General features: G+C 67.7%; 12 protein-coding genes. 10 read left to right on the top strand and 2 right to left on the bottom strand.

What is annotated here, in order from left to right:
• Positions 1 to 256 precede the first annotated feature (256 nt).
• Entirely contained in the window at positions 257 to 1,843 is a 1,587-nt protein-coding gene (locus tag HIM68_RS10150; RefSeq protein ID WP_172171855.1) for an acyltransferase, read from the top strand.
• Here HIM68_RS10150 and HIM68_RS10145 read toward each other — a convergent pair.
• Positions 1,812 to 2,303: an SRPBCC domain-containing protein gene (locus HIM68_RS10145; RefSeq protein ID WP_172171853.1), complete on the bottom strand. Its 492-nt coding sequence runs from the start codon at positions 2,301 to 2,303 to the stop codon at positions 1,812 to 1,814. The two genes, HIM68_RS10150 and HIM68_RS10145, sit on opposite strands and share 32 nt — an antisense overlap.
• Positions 2,300 to 2,665 (bottom strand): helix-turn-helix transcriptional regulator, encoded by a 366-nt coding sequence (locus HIM68_RS10140; RefSeq protein ID WP_135810474.1) that lies wholly within the window; start codon positions 2,663 to 2,665, stop codon positions 2,300 to 2,302. Before HIM68_RS10140 ends, HIM68_RS10145 begins: the two co-directional genes overlap by 4 nt.
• Before the next feature lie 511 nt (positions 2,666 to 3,176).
• Here HIM68_RS10140 and HIM68_RS10135 point away from each other — a divergent pair.
• The 9 genes from HIM68_RS10135 (at position 3,177) to HIM68_RS10095 (ending at position 15,348) form a co-directional block, all read left to right on the top strand.
• Positions 3,177 to 4,811 carry an ABC transporter substrate-binding protein gene (locus HIM68_RS10135; protein WP_172171851.1) on the top strand — a complete coding sequence of 545 codons (1,635 nt, stop codon included), beginning with the start codon at positions 3,177 to 3,179 and terminating at the stop codon, positions 4,809 to 4,811.
• A complete protein-coding gene (locus tag HIM68_RS10130; RefSeq protein WP_172171849.1) occupies positions 4,811 to 5,881 on the top strand; it encodes an ABC transporter permease in 1,071 nt (356 codons plus the stop codon). The genes HIM68_RS10135 and HIM68_RS10130 overlap by 1 nt, the downstream gene beginning before the upstream one ends.
• Positions 5,878 to 6,816 carry an ABC transporter permease gene (locus HIM68_RS10125; protein ID WP_172171847.1) on the top strand — a complete coding sequence of 313 codons (939 nt, stop codon included), beginning with the start codon at positions 5,878 to 5,880 and terminating at the stop codon, positions 6,814 to 6,816. Before HIM68_RS10130 ends, HIM68_RS10125 begins: the two co-directional genes overlap by 4 nt.
• The gene (locus HIM68_RS10120) at positions 6,813 to 8,771 is read left to right on the top strand and encodes an ABC transporter ATP-binding protein (protein WP_172171845.1); all 1,959 of its coding nucleotides are present in this window, start codon (positions 6,813 to 6,815) and stop codon (positions 8,769 to 8,771) included. The genes HIM68_RS10125 and HIM68_RS10120 overlap by 4 nt, the downstream gene beginning before the upstream one ends.
• Positions 8,764 to 10,194, top strand: a complete 1,431-nt coding sequence (locus tag HIM68_RS10115; RefSeq protein WP_172171843.1) for an NtaA/DmoA family FMN-dependent monooxygenase — start codon at positions 8,764 to 8,766, stop codon at positions 10,192 to 10,194. Before HIM68_RS10120 ends, HIM68_RS10115 begins: the two co-directional genes overlap by 8 nt.
• A gap of 1 nt (position 10,195) precedes the next feature.
• Positions 10,196 to 10,813, top strand: coding sequence for an NADPH-dependent FMN reductase (gene ssuE, locus HIM68_RS10110; protein ID WP_139909228.1), 618 nt, complete (start codon positions 10,196 to 10,198; stop codon positions 10,811 to 10,813).
• Positions 10,810 to 11,775, top strand: a complete 966-nt coding sequence (locus tag HIM68_RS10105) for an LLM class flavin-dependent oxidoreductase (protein WP_172171841.1) — start codon at positions 10,810 to 10,812, stop codon at positions 11,773 to 11,775. The genes ssuE and HIM68_RS10105 overlap by 4 nt, the downstream gene beginning before the upstream one ends.
• A complete protein-coding gene (locus tag HIM68_RS10100) occupies positions 11,768 to 13,798 on the top strand; it encodes an FAD/NAD(P)-binding domain-containing protein (protein ID WP_172171839.1) in 2,031 nt (676 codons plus the stop codon). Before HIM68_RS10105 ends, HIM68_RS10100 begins: the two co-directional genes overlap by 8 nt.
• A 263-nt stretch (positions 13,799 to 14,061) precedes the next feature.
• The gene (locus tag HIM68_RS10095; protein WP_259357255.1) at positions 14,062 to 15,348 is read left to right on the top strand and encodes a PLP-dependent aspartate aminotransferase family protein; all 1,287 of its coding nucleotides are present in this window, start codon (positions 14,062 to 14,064) and stop codon (positions 15,346 to 15,348) included.
• Positions 15,349 to 15,448 lie beyond the last annotated feature (100 nt).

Raw genomic sequence — 15,448 nt, 5'->3', positions numbered from 1 at the left:
ATTATCGGCGGCCCGGGCTCGGCGTCTGTAGCCGAGCGAGGCGGCCGCGTGGTCGTGCGTGCTCATCGCCATTCTCACACGATCGGCCGCGGCGAGTATGAGGTGACCGGTCGAAGGTATCCCTCGGAAGTATCGGTCGGCGGGGGAGAGGTGGGCTCTCCGGCGTGATGTGCCGAGGCAGACGCGGTTCCTAACTTCGGTGTCATCGCCCCGATTCCCTGTGATCGGCACTGAACGACTCTGACAAGGAACTGCCATGACACTCATGCTCAACAGCCCGGCCCCGCCCGCCGGCACCGAGGTCGTCCGAACCCCCGAGAGCGCGGTCGCCCCGCCCGCCGAACCTCGGGCTCGCGAAACCCACACCGCCGCCACACCCCACCGTGACCAGGCCATCGACCTCATCCGGTTCGGCTGCCTCGTCGTCGTGGTCATCCTCCACTCGATGATGAGCCCGGCCGTGCTCGGTTCCGACGGCACAGTGGCGCCGACGGTCGCGCTGTCGACGACCGCCGGATTCGCCGCAGCGTCCTGGTTCTTCCAGGTCATGCCCCTGTTCTTCATCATCGGGGGATACGCGGGCATCACCGGATGGCGGCGCACCCGTGCCCGAGGCGGAACTTGGACCGACTACCTGCGTGCCCGACTGCGCCGCCTCGCCGTACCCACAGCTGTCCTCGTCGTCATTGCCGGAATCGGACTGTCCGCGGCCGCTGACATGGGCGTTTCCTCCGAACTCATCGCCGAGGCGAGCCGCCGCATCGGCCAGCCGCTGTGGTTCCTCGCCGTCTATCTCGGCCTGTCCTCGCTGGTGCCGGTAGCGGTCCATTTCCATGAAAGAGCGCCGAGGCGGTCCCTGGCAGTCCTCGCCGGTGCCGTCATCGCCGTCGACGTTCTCTCCGGAACGACAGGGATTGCCGGCCTCGGCTATCTCAACTTCGTCGTCGTCTGGCCGCTGATCCAACAGCTCGGGTTCTTCTTCGCCGATGCCTCCGACCGCCCGATCAGCCGTCCCGTGGTGTGGTCGGCGCTTGCGGCCGCTCTGGGTCTCCTCGGCGGACTCGTGGCAGCCGGGGTGTACAGCCCGAATATGCTCGTCAACCTCAATCCGCCGACCGGCGCCCTCGTCCTGCTCGGCGTGGCACAGCTCTGCGTGCTGCGGCTGTGCCACGCCCGGCTGAATCGGGCGCTCGACGTCGATCAGCCGTCCGCAGAGTCGACGATGGTTCCAGGAGAAGTCCCCGCCGAGGCGGCCCCCACTGCGGCGGCCCCTTCCTCCCGAATCCTGACCGCCCAGTTATCGGCGCGGGTCATCGCCTGGGGCAATACCTACGGAATGCAGGTCTACCTGTGGCATATGAGCGTCGTCATCGTCCTCATCGGAGGTCTCGGATGGCTGGCGCAGACAGCCGTCGGCTTCCCGACGGGGATTCTGCTCGACCTGCCGACAGGCATCGTCGCCGAGTTCATCCTTCCCGAGATCGAGTCGGGATGGTGGTGGGCGACGCGTCTGCCGTGGCTGCTTGCAGTCATGGGACTCTCCGCGCTGGTCGCCATGGCCGCGGAGCGGATCCCGTTCCCCTCCGAACAGCGACTGGCCGCAGTCGGTCGCAGCCTCTCAGCGCTTGTCCGTGCTGTCCTTCCGCAGGGTTTCCCGGTCCAGGCATTCAGCTCGCGGGCGCGCGCCATCGTCGCTGTCGGAGCGGCCACGATGGGCATTGCGATCGCCCTCCTCGTCGGAATCGCGCCGATGATCTGGTCGGTCGTGGCGGCCGGCCTGCTGATGGGTTCGCTCGTCCTGTCGGCCGGGCTCACTCCACTGCGGCAGCCAGCTGGTCGGTGACAGTGCCCCAGCCGTCGAAGAACCCGAGCTCCTCATGCCGGGCGCGCTGCTCCGGGCTGCCGTGCCGCACGATGGCGCGGTAGTCGGTGCCGTCGGGATGGTCGCCGAGGATGATCTCGGTGGTCATCGCCACCGGGTCCGGCAGCGAAGGGTGCCAGGAGCTGCTGACGGCGTTCGTGAACACGAGGCGGCCGCCTTCCTCGATGACGAGGAACACCGCATGGACATGCGGATGCCACTCGGTGCCGTCTTCGCTCATCCGGGTGACGAAGGCACCGCCCGGAGCGAGCTCGCGCGAATCCACGCGCAGACTCAGGGGCGCCGGAATCCACCATTGGGCCAGCTGATCCGGCGTGGTCCAAGCGTCCCAGATGGCCTGCTTCGGGGCGTGGATGATCCGCTGGATGCTGAGGTCGAGGTCTGGATTCTGATTTCGTGTGCGAGAGAGCTGAGTGGTCATGATTCCTCCTTGGTGGGGGTGGGCCCGTCGGAGTCGACGGAACCCGTGGTGACGAACTGTTCGAGCCGGTCGGTGGCACGTTCCCAGATGCGCCGCTGTTCCTCGAGCCAACCCGAGAGCAGATGGAACCGATCCTGGTTGAGCACACAGGTGCGCACGCGCCCGGACTTCTCGGTCCGGATGAGGCCGCACGATTCGAGGCTGCGCACATGTTTCATGAACGACGGCAGCGAGATCGACAACGGCTCGGCAAGCTCTCCGACGCTGGCCGGCCCCCGCCCGAGACGCGCGATCACGCTGCGGCGAGTGGGGTCGGCCAATGCTGAGAACATCGCATCGAGCTCATCCGAATACTTAACCATAAGGCTAAGTATTACATCCTGGGGTGGCCTATGGGAAGAGGGCGGCTGAAAGTTCTGTGACGAATGATGACGACGATCATACTCAACTATTGTTGAGCAATTGAGTTTACTGATACGGTGTTGATCGTCAACATTCCACGACATCACTTCAGCAGAGGGCATGATGATCGCTTTCAAGAATTCGCAGACCTGGGCGCTGTCCGCACGGTTCGAAGCTCTTGACTGTTGCATGACCATGCCGATGTTCCGCCTCGTCAAAGGCTGATTTCTCGCCGACTCCGGGCGCCCGGGCTTTTCTGCGGCGGAGGCTGTCGAGCCTCGCTCGCCTCGCCCTGCCGGACGCTCCGCTTTCTCGCATGATTCTGGGGCGCCGAGTCGAAAGCGTTTGATCTTTTCGGCGATATGTTGAGCAATCACTGCCGTATGGTCGGCCGTGATCGTCGCAACTCGCGCCGACACCCTCGCAATCACCTCTGATTCACATCCACTACTGACACCACCCAGGACACCCATGACCACCATCAGCTCTCCCGCCGCTCCGACCCGCTCGCCGCAGCGCCGCTCTCACTTCGCTCTCGCCGCTCTCGCAGCAGGTTCCCTCCTCCTCGCCGGGTGCTCCGGATCGGCACAGGCCGAGGACGAAAATGCCACACCTCAGGACGGCGGAACACTGAAGATCGCCTACGACGTCGATCCGACCTGCCTCGACGGACAGCAGCAGGGCACGAACGTCACCCTCAATGTCACTCGTCAGATCACGGACTCGCTCACCGATCAGGATCCGGAGACGCAGGAGATCAAGCCGTGGCTCGCCGAGAGCTGGGATGTCTCCGATGATGCGAAGACCTTCACCTTCCACCTCCGTGACGGGGTGAAGTTCCAGGACGGCACGGACTTCACCTCCGCCTCGGTGAAGGAGAACTTCGAAGCGATCCAGGATCTCGGGGCGAAGGCCTCCCTGGGACAGACCTACCTCGACGGGTTGAAGTCGATCGAGACTCCCGACAAGCAGACCGTGACATTCACCTTCGACAAGTCCAACGCCCAGTTCCTCCAGGCGACGTCGACGATGTCGCTGAGCTTCTACTCCTCGGACACACTCGCGAAGTCCCCCGAGGAACGCTGCACCGGAGACATCGTCGGCACCGGCCCGTTCCAGGTGAAGTCCTTCGAGCACAACAAGTCGATCGAGCTCGCCCGGTTCGACGACTACGACTGGCCGTCATCGATCGCCGAGCACGAAGGGCCGGCCCACCTCGACGGCATCGAATTCTCCATCGTCCCCGAGGCCTCGGTGCGCAACGGTTCACTGCTGTCGGGGCAGGTAGATGTCGACTTCTCCGTCCAATCCCAGGACGAGAAAACCCTCGAGGCGCAGGGACTGGGCATCGCCTCCCGACCGAACCCGGGCGTCGTCTACAACCTCGTGCCCAAGCTCACCGGGAACATCGCCAAGGACAAGTCGGTGCGTCAGGCGCTCGTCAAGGGCATCGACCGCGACCAGCTGCAGAGCGTGATCTCGCTGCACCAGGCTCCGGCCACCTCGGTGCTGGCGAAGTCGACCCCTGAGTACGAAGACCTCTCCGATCTGCTCGCCTACGACCCGGACGGGGCGAAGAGACTCCTCGACGATGCCGGCTGGAAGCCCGGCGACGACGGCATCAGGGTCAAGAACGGCAAGAAGCTGTCGACGACGCTGACCTACTGGCAGGACGCCCCATTCCTCGAGCTCGTCCAGCAGCAGCTGCGAGAGATCGGCTTCGACCTCAAACTCGAGAAGAAGACCACTGCCGAGGTGACCGCCCAGCAGGCCGAGGGCAAGGAAGAGCTGACCTTCGGCAACCTCACCCGTGCCGACGGCGATGTTCTGCGCAACTACTTCGGCGTCGACGAACAGAACGGCAACGCGAGGAAGAAGAAGGAGAAACTCGACGACATCCTCGCCCGCACGACCTCGACGCTCGACGAGAAGGAACGCACGGCGGACTTCACGAAGGCCGCGAAGATCCTCATCGACGAAGGCTACTCGATTCCGATCGTCGAACTCTCCGGAGTGATCGGCACCGGCAAGAATGTCCACGACTTCAAGTACGAGGCCTCCTCGCGCTTCCAGCTCTATGACACCTGGCTGGACGGTGAGCGGTGATGAGCCTGCGCTACCTGGCCTCCCGGCTGGCCCAAGGACTGCTCGTCCTGTGGATCGCGTTCACCTTCAGCTTCTTCCTCCTCTATTGGCTGCCCGGCGATCCGGTCATCACGATGCTCGGCGCCGGGGGAGAGCTGCAGAGCTTCGACCCCGCCGAGGTGGCCAGGCTTCGTGCCGAGTTCAACCTCGACCAGCCGCTGCCCATCCAGTACCTGCTCGCCCTCCTGGCCGTCGTCCGCCTTGACTTCGGCACCTCGATCCAGGCCGGCACCCCCGTCAACGAGGCGATCGCCGCCGCCCTGCCCCCGACGCTCGCACTCGCCGCGTTGGCCTTAGGTCTCGCCTTGGCGGTGGGGATCGTCATCGCGGTTGCCGCGACCCTGACCCGCCGCCCGTGGCTGCGCGACACCCTCGCGGCTCTGCCGGGACTCGGGGTCGCACTGCCGACGTTCTGGGTCGGACTGATGCTGCTGCAGATCTTCTCCTTCCGCCTCCCGCTCTTCCCTGCGGTGGGCACCGGTTCCCCGGCCGCGATCGTGCTGCCGGCCGTGACCCTGGCGATCCCGCTGTCGGCGATCATCGCCCAGGTCCTCTTCCGCTCGCTGCAGAATGCCTGGATCCAGCCCTTCGTCACGACCTTCCACGCATCGGGCTACACCCGGCTGCGGCTGCTGCTGCGCCAGGCCCTGCCCGTGGCGCTGCTGCCGGCGCTGACAATGGGCGGGGTGCTCTTCGGCCAGGCGCTCGCCGGGTCCGTCGTGGTGGAGAACGTGTTCTCCAGGCAGGGCCTCGGTCGGCTCGCGCAGACCGCCGTGACCGGGCAGGACATCCCGCTCGTCCAGGGCATCGTCCTCTTCGCCGCGGCCGTGTTCGTCCTCGTCAACCTCATCACCGACCTCACCTACCCGCTGCTCGATCCGCGGCTGCGCGGCGCCCGCCGGAAGCTCGAAACCAAGGCCAGGGACACCCTCGCCGAGGCGTCCGACCGTGAGGACGCACCCGCCGGTGCGAGCCCGGCCGGCTCGACGGCAGAGTCCGCATCGACGAAGACCGAAGGAGCGCGCGCATGAGCCTGGCCACCGAACTGCAGAAGAACGCCCAGATCGCACCGACCGGGCCCGGTGCGGCCCGGCCCCACGAGGACCGGGTCCCCGGCGGCGGCACGCCCGGTCGGCTGCGTCGACTCACCTCGGCGGTGGGTTCCACCCGCATCGGGATCGTCGAAGTCATCGCGATCATCGTCCTCGGACTCGCCGCACTCGCCGCCGTCTGGCCGACCCTGCTCACCAGCGTCGATCCGCTCACCGGCAACCCGACCGACCGCCTCCTGGCACCCAGCGCCGAGCACGTCTTCGGCACCGATCAGCTCGGCCGCGACGTCTTCGCCCGCACCATCCACGGGTCCGCGCAGACCCTGTCGGCCAGCCTCGCCGCCGTGCTCATCGGGGTCGGCGCGGGCGTCCTCATCGGCCTGCTCGCCGGCTTCTTCACCGGGGTGCTCGACGCGATCTTCATGCGCACCGTCGATGTCCTCCAGGCCGTGCCCGGCCTGCTGCTGTCGATGGCAGTGATCACCGCGCTCGGCTTCGGCACCCTCAACGTCGCCGTGGCTGTCGGCGTCGCGGCCGTGCCTTCGTTCGCCCGGCTGACCCGTGCTGAGGTGATCCGATGGCGCTCGACGGAATTCGTCCGCGCCGCCCGCGCTGACGGACTTTCGGCTGCATCGGTCCTCGCCCTGCACATCTTGCCCCAGGTCAGAGGCCCGATCGGGGCACTGCTCGCACTCGAATTCGGGTCCGCTGTGCTCGCCGTCTCCGCCCTGAGCTTCCTCGGCTTCGGCGCCCCGCCGCCGCAGCCGGAGTGGGGTCTGCTCGTCTCCGAGGGCCGCGACTTCCTCGCCGCAGCCTGGTGGATGACGACCTTCCCCGGACTCGTCGTCGCTGCGGTGGTGCTCGCGGCCAACCGTCTCTCCCACGCCGTCAACTCCGAGAAGGAATTCCGATGATCAACACCGATCTCCTCGCCTGGCCCGCAGCCGGTGCCGGCACCGAAGTCATCGACGAGGCCGACGCGAAGACTCCCGCGGCGGATGCCGCTGCGGCAGACACCCGCGACTCGTCGACCTCGACCGTGACGTCCGGGGTCGCAGTCGAGCGAACCGCGACGCCCGAGACCCCAGCGCACGATGTCTCAACGCCCGAGACCTCAGCACCCGGTGTCCAGGCACCCGAGTCATCAGCCCACCAGGGGCCTCCAGTCCTCGAGGTTGCGGGACTGAGCGTCACCTACCCCGGTGCTCCCACCCCGGCGATCGCGGACATCAACCTCAGTCTCGCCCCCGGGGACACGCTCGCGATCGTCGGCGAATCCGGATCCGGCAAGTCCACGACGGCCGCGGCGCTGACCGGACTCCTCCCGGCGGGGACGAAGGTCCACGCGCACACGCACAGCCACCTCGGCGAGGACCTCACCTCGGCGAAGCCGCGCACCTGGCAGCGGATCCTCGGTACGGGAATCGCGTACGTGCCGCAGGACGCGGGCGCCGGGCTCAACCCGGTGCGCACGATCGCCTCCGCCCTGGCCGAGACCCTGACCGTCAACGGTTATGCGAAACCGCAGATCAGACCCCGCATCGCCGAGGTTCTCACCGCCGTGGGACTCGACCCGCAGACCCACGGACGGCGGTATCCGCACGAGCTCTCCGGCGGGCAGCGGCAGCGCGTGCTCATCGCCAATGCGATCGCCGCCCGGCCGGCGCTCATCATCGCCGACGAACCCACCTCGGCGCTCGACGCGACCGTGGCCAAACAGGTCCTCGACGTGCTGAGCGGCCTCGTCGCCGGTTCGCAGACCGCGCTCGTGCTCATCACCCACGACCTCGGCGTCGCGAAGGAACGCGCCGCAAAGCTGCTGGTCATGCAGGCCGGGCGCATCGTCGAAACCGGGCCCACCGAAGCCGTCCTCGCCGACCCCCAGCATGCCTATACGCAGTCGCTCCTCGCCGCGGCCCCGCACCTCGGGTGGGCGAGACTGCGGCCGAGCACCGACGCTGGCGCCACCACGACCCACACCGGCGCCGAGGCGGTCCTGTCCGGCCGCGGCATCGTGCGGAACTTCGGTGGGGACCGTCCCGCAGTTGACAGTCTCGACATCAATCTGCGGGCAGGATCGACTGTGGGAATCGTCGGCGAATCCGGGTCGGGGAAGACGACCTCGGCGAGGATCCTGCTCGGCGCCGACCGGGCGGATTCCGGAGTTATCACCCTCCACGGAAAGCCCGTCAGTGACTATCGGCGGAAGGACCTCGGACGGCGCATCCGGTACGTCCACCAGGACTCGAGCGCGGCTCTCGACCCGCACTACACGGTCGAGCGGATCCTCACCGAACCGCTGCGCGGCCACCGCATCGGCATCCGAGCCGACCGGCCGGGACGCGTGCGGGAGCTGCTCGACTCCGTCGCCCTCGATCACAGCCTCCTCAAGCGCACCCCGCGGGAGCTCTCCGGAGGGCAGCGGCAGCGGCTCGCGATCGCCCGTGCGCTGGCCGTCGACCCCGAGGTGATCATCCTCGACGAACCCGTCTCCGCACTCGACGTCGGCGTGCAGGCGCAGATCCTCCAGCTGCTCGTCGACCTGCAGGATCGCCTCGGCGTCGCCTACCTCTTCATCTCCCATGACCTCGCCGTCATCGAGCAGATCGCCGACGAGGTGATCGTGATGAAGGACGGACTTGTCGTCGAATCCGGGCCGACTGCTCGTGTGCTGCACGAGAGCCGTGACGACTACACGCGGGCGCTCATCGACGCAGTGCCGTGCTTCGACGACTCCGCCGTGCGCACGGCCGAGCGCGCGACTTCGACAGAGACCACCGACACCGACCTGCGCGCGACGTCCACCGACACCGGCGACGTATCGCTGACCCCGAACACCACCGAACTGACAGGAGCATCCCATGCCTGAATTCGACAGCAGCATCCCCGGCCAGCCGCGGCAGGTCCACCTGGCCGCGCACTTCCCGGGCGTGAACAACACGACCGTATGGTCCGATCCCGCCTCGGGAAGCCACATCGAATTCGACTCCTTCGCTCATCTGACACAGACCGCCGAGGCGGGACTCTTCGACTTCTTCTTCCTCGCCGAAGGTTTGCGCCTGCGCGAACACCAGGGGAAGATCTTCGACCTCGACGTCGTCGGACGACCGAACACCACGGCTGTGCTCTCCGCGCTCGCCGCCGTCACCAAGCGCATCGGGCTGGCCGGAACCCTGAGCTCGACGTTCAACGAACCCTTCGACATCGCCCGCCGGCTCGCGACGATCGACCACCTCTCGAACGGTCGCGCCGCCTGGAACGTCGTCACGACCTCCAACGCCTTCACAGGCGAGAACTTCCGCCGCGGCGGCTACCTCGACTACGCCGACCGCTACCGCCGCGCCGAGGACTTCATCGACGTGGCTCGGAGACTCTGGGACACCGCCGCCGGTGACGGGTCGTTCACGCATGCCAGCGACTTCTTCGACATCGCCGGACGCTTCCCCGCCGGCCCCCTGCCCGGCGGTCACCCCGTCGTCTTCCAGGCGGGGGACTCGGACTTCGGCCGTGACTTCGCCGTCGGCTCGGCCGACGTCATCTTCACCCGTCACTCCGACCCCGAATCCGGCCGGAAGTTCTACGCGGACGTGAAGTCCCGCCTGGCCCGCTACGGCCGAACCGAAGACTCCCTGAAGATCTACCCGGGAGTCTCCATCATCCTCGGCGACACTCTCGCCGAGGCGGCCGAACGCTCCCGTGAGGTCGCCTCCCAACAGGTCAGCGAGGCCGGTGCCATCGCGTTCCTCGAACGCGTGTGGGACCGCGACCTCTCCGCCTTCGACCCCAATGGACCCTTGCCCGATGTGCCGCCGGCCGCCGACTCGATCTCCCAGGGCAGGGTCAAACACATCAAGGACGCGGAAGCGACGATTGCCCGCTGGCGGAAGATCGCCGAGGCCGAGAACCTCACCGCCCGAGAACTCGTCATCCGGGTCTCGACCCGTCACTCCTACGTCGGCACCCCGCACCAGGTCGCGACCGACCTCGCCGAGGCGGTCCGCACGAAGGCCGCCGACGGCTTCATCCTCGTCCCCCACCTCACTCCGGGCGGACTCGACGAGGTCGTTGAGAAGGTCGTGCCCGAACTCCAGGAACTCGGGGTCTATCGCACCGAGTATCCGGACGGGTCCCTGCGCGAGAGCATCGGACTGCCCGCCGCCCGCACCGCCGCTGACTGGGCCGCCGCCCGTCGCGAAGCCCGCAGCACCGCCGCCGCAGAAACCGACACCACAGAGATCGGTGTCGCCGGCACCCCCGACGCTCCGACCCGCGAACTCAAGGAGGTGGGCTGACATGTCGCGTGTCGTCCTGCTCTCGGCCAGCCCCTCGGAGAACTCGAAGACCGAAGCGCTCCTCGAGTTCATCGCCCGCAGGCTCGGCCAGTACGGCCACCGTACGGAGTTCATCAAACTCCGCCACCTGCCCGCCGGCCCCCTCCTGACGGGGGATTCGAGCGACGGCCTCATCGCCTCGGCGCGGGACACGGTCGCCGCCGCCGACGCGGTGATCGTCGGATCCCCGGTCTTCAAGGCCACGTACACCGGACTGCTCAAGGTCTTCGTCGATCTGCTGCCGATGGACGCCCTGCACGGCAAACCCGTTCTGCCGCTGCTCACCGGCGGATCCGCCGCCCACGTCCTCGCCCTCGACTACGGCCTCAAACCGCTGCTGGCCACGCTCGGGGCGAGCTCGATCGGCCGCGGCCGCTTCGTCGCATCGAGCAACATCCTCCCGGCCACGGACACGACCCCTCCGAGCATCGACGAATCCGTCGAGCGCGACGTCGTCGACGCCATCGACCAGTTCGACTCCGAACTGACCGTCCGTGCGAGGTCGTGCACTCACGCCGAGGCGGCCGCCGCCGAATCCCTCATCACCACCCCGATCACGACCGAACGGAATCCCTCATGAGCGTCATCATCGCCACCACGCTGACTCCCGACCCGACCACCGGACCGGCGACCGCGAAGACCCTTGACGGACATGCGGACTTCGCCCTCGTCCCCGATGACTTCACCGGGTACGACGCGCTCGAGTTCGCCTCCTGGCTCGGCCCGCTGACCAGCAGGCTCGGGATCGTCCCCGAGGTCCGCGCCACCCATCTCGAGCCCTTCCACCTCGCGACCGCCTCGGCGACGCTCGACTATGCGGCTCGGGCCCGTGCCGGACTCGCTGTGGGCATCTCATCCACCCCCGCCGAGGCGGCCCTCTTCGGTCGACGCGGCCCCGCCCCGGCACCCGCTGCCTGGGCCGAGGCCGCATCCGTCATCGACGTCATCCGCCGACTCTGGGACTCCTGGGACGACGACGCGATCATCCGCGACGAGGCCACCGACCGGTACATCGATCGCGACCGCCTCCACTACATCGAAGCGCAGGTCCAGGACTCGACGGGAGTCGACTACTCGGTGCTCGGCCCCTCGATCACGCCGCGCCCGCCGCAGGGCCACCCGCCGATCATCGTCCGTGCGGAGGCCGGCAACGAGGCGGCCCGCGGCGCCGCCGACGTCGTTCTCGCCGACGAGGCCGCCGGCACCATCTCGCTCGAGGATCTGCGCACCGAACTCGACCCCGGGGTGCCGGTGCTCACCGTCCTGCCGGCACCGACGAACCGCGCCGAGGTGGCCGAGCTCGTCAGCTCCGTGCGCATCCTCGTCGAACGCGGGGCCTCGGGGGTGCTGCTGACCGCGTCAGCTGAGAATCAACTCGACTTCAGCGTCCGCCTCGTCTCCGAGATCCTGCCCGCCCTGCACGCGGCGGGACTGCGTGACACCCCTGAGGTCGTTGCGGCACTGGGCGGCGACAGCGACGCGAGCGATCTGCGCGGCCGCCTCGGACTCGCCCCGGCCGTGAGCCTCTATGCCGATGTGTAAGACGTCGGCTGCGGCGGACCTCACGACCGGCGGTGATGCGTCGACGGCATCCGATTCGGGCGGACACCGCGCCGACCTCACCTTCATCGGGGCCGGGCCGAAGACCCTGGGCATCCTGCTCGCGATCGCCGCGAACACGGACGCCGGGGCAGGCCTGCGCATCCACCTCGTCGACCCGTATCCGGCCGGAGCCGGGCGGATATGGCGGACCGAACAGTCGCCGCACCTGTGGATGAACTCGCGCACCGAGGACATCACGATCTTCCCGGACGAGTCCTGCCTGCTCGAGAATCCCGGCATCATGGGACCGACCCTGCACGAGTGGATCCACGGGCCCGGTCGGGAGCGCCTGACGCAGGCTGGCCTCGGCGCCGAGGCGGCAGGGCTCGACTCCCAATCATTTGCCAGCCGCCGGGTCCAGGGACACTACCTGACGGCGGCCTTCGAGACCGCCCTCGATCGTCTCGATGCTCAGGTGCACATCCATCGCGCCCGCGCCGCGGCGGTGCGCCGCGGCGATGACGACCGCGGCTTCGTGGTCACCACCTCTATCGGTGCGGAGATCGACACCGACGTCCTCGTCTCGGCTCAGGGGCATCTCGACATGCACACCGCCGAGCAGGATGCGATACTGGCCGACCGCGCTGCCGCCTCGGCGGGACATGATCTGTACTATCAGGCTCCCGGATACACGGCCGACCTCGACTTCAGCGGCATCCCCGCTGGCGCTGAGGTGCTCACCCGCGGGTTCGGACTCGCGTTCCTCGACTTCATGGTCATGGTCACCGAGGGCCGCGGCGGTGAGTTCGTCGACGACGGCGAACGGCTTCGCTACCGGCCCTCCGGCACCGAACCGGTGCTGTGGGTGGGATCCTCCCGTGGGGTCTCCTACAGTCCGAAGCTCGGCTACAGTCAAGTCGATGTCCCCGGCGCACCGGCCGTGGAATTGCGGTACTTGGACCGCGTGGTTGAGAGAACCGGCAGCGTGGGAGGGGACCGTCGCGGAAGCGGGCAGCGCCTCGGCGAGAGTTCCCGGTTCATCGAGTTCGATGCGGTGCTCGGTCCGCTGTTCGAACTCGAACTCACCTATGCCCACTACGAACACGTGCTGTGGAAGCGCGGCATCGACGCTCCCGAACTGCTCGAGCGCATCGACGCAACCGCCGAGCGGGTCCGTTCAGGCCGCATCGGCGAGAACGGGGCAGAAGCCACCACCGGCGCCGTCTTCGAGACCATCGCCGAGGCCGCCCGCGACGTCATCAGAGACGAGGCCGATCTGTTCGACCTGGACCGCATCAACCGTCCGCTGGCCGATCTGCGCTGCGATGACCTCGTTTCTGCAGAGGCGAGCGTGCGCGATCACATCTCGGGGCAACTCAAGCGCAGTGCCGATGTGCACCACTCTGCCGACCTCGCCGTCTTCACCGCTCTGGTCAAGGCATATGTGCAGATCAGGATGCTCGTCCGCGACGGTCGAGTCAGCAATGGCGATCGCACGGAGTTCGTCGAAGGCAGCTTCCATTCCCTGTTCTCATTCGTCGGCAGCGGCCCGCCGCCGAAGAGAGTCAGACAGATCCTCGCTCTCCACGAAGCCGGTCTCGTTCGGTTCCTCGGTCCCGGGTTGAGCATCGACGCCGCTGCTGCCGGTTTCACCGCCCGCTCCACCGCTCACCCGGAGGCGAAGACCTTCACTCATCTCGTCGATGCCCGCCTGGCTCGGCAGAGTGCGGAGAAGGCAGCCGATCCGGTCCTCGAAACACTGCGGGCGGACGGCCGACTGCTGCTCGAGACCGCGGCTCACGCGAAGCTGCGCACCGACGGTGCCGGTCGCGCGCTCGACGCACATGGTCGGGCACAAGGCGATCTGTTCCTGCTCGGTCCCGCGGTCTCCGGATCGACCGCCGAGGCCTTCAGCCGACCGCAGACGGGCGCCCCCGTGTTCGCTGACAACGAGCGCATTGCCGGGGCGATCCTCGACGCCGTGGCGGCAGGGTCCGACTGGCGGGAGCTCCTGGCCGGGTGACCGGCGACCGGCAGTGGGACTGCTCGATCGTCACAGAGAGCTGCCGCGGTGGGAACGAACGACGGTCACGTCGCGGGCGTACGAGTCGGCGGACCGCCTCGGCGAGGGATGCCGACCTTCTACGTCGAAAAATGACATTCATCGACGACATATGACGCGACGTGACCATCCGAGACGGCGCGTTCGCGCGAGCACATCGGGGACACTCACACTGAATCACACCGCAGATGCAGCGGTGCCCATCAGTGAAGGAAGGATCCGCCGTGAGTTCACCCCGTTTCGAACCCACCACACCCGCCGGAATCTCGACCCGATCGGTGCACTCGGGAGCCATGCCCGAGGCACACACCGGTTCGGTCGTGGCCCCGATCTTCCAGACCTCGACCTTCATGATGGACACTCCGGGAGAGACTCGCGCCGGCTTCGACTACGCGCGCACGGGCACGCCGAACCGCAGCGACCTCGAACAGGCTCTGTGCGAATTGGAGGGAGCGTCGTTCGCCGCGGCCGTCAATTCCGGAACCTCGGCCGAGGTGGCCGTGTTCTCTTCTCTGCTTCGTCCCGGCGACGAGGTCATCCTGCCCCGCGACGTCTACGGCGGGACCTTCCGGCTCCTGCAGAATGAATACGTCCGCTGGGGCGTGGTCATCCGCACCGTCGACCTCACCGACACCGCGGCGCTCGCCGCCGCCATCAACGACAACACCGCGATCATCTGGGTCGAGACCCCGAGCAACCCCGGGCTCGACATCATCGATATCGCCGAGGCGGCCCGCCTCGCCCACCGAGCGAACGCGCTCCTGGCCGTGGACTCGACCTTTGCGACCCCGGTGCTCCAGCGTCCGCTGGAACTCGGCGCCGATATCGTCGTGCACTCGACGACGAAGTTCATCAATGGCCACTCCGATGTCATCGGCGGGGCGGTCCTCACCGGTGACGGGACGAGCTGTCCCCGCGCCGCCGAGGTGGTCGACCGCCTCGAAAGCCACCTCGCGTCCGTCGGGCTGGGCATCTCCCCGTTCGACGCGTGGCTGACCAGGCGCGGGATCAAGACCCTGCCGGTGCGGATGAAGGCGCACTGTGCCAACGCGCAGGCGGTGGCCGAATGGCTGGAGACCCGCGACGAGGTGGCCGAAGTGATCTACCCGGGCCTGCCCTCGCACCCGGGGCACGAGGTGGCGAAGCGGCAGATGAGCGGGTTCGGAGGAGTGGTGTCCCTGCGCACCGACACCGAGGAGCGGGCACTGTCCCTGGTGGCGAACACGAAGCTCATCACTCTGGCCGAATCGCTCGGAGGAGTCGAGTCCCTCATCGACCACCCGGCGACGATGACGCACCTGTCCGTGGCCGGCAGCGAGGTCAGCGTCTCCGGCAGGTTCATCCGCCTGTCCGTCGGGATCGAAGACGTCGAAGACATCCTCGCCGACCTTGCGCAGGCGCTCGACGCCACGTCCGGTGATGCGGGCACGAGTCCTGCCGACGGAGCCGCACATACCGCTCCTGCGGGAAAGCACCACGTCTCGTCTCGAGCGGCTGCGGTCCCCGTATAGCCGACGGCATCACGTACCGGGAGCGACACTTCCTCCCGGTACGTCGGCACACCTCACCCTTCGTGGCAGACCACCTCGTTGCAGCGGGGTGATTCGTCGC

The sequence above is a fragment of the Brevibacterium sp. CT2-23B genome (assembly GCF_013168765.1).
In the GTDB taxonomy this organism is placed as follows: domain Bacteria; phylum Actinomycetota; class Actinomycetes; order Actinomycetales; family Brevibacteriaceae; genus Brevibacterium; species Brevibacterium sediminis.
This window is presented reverse-complemented; position numbering and strand designations above follow the sequence as displayed.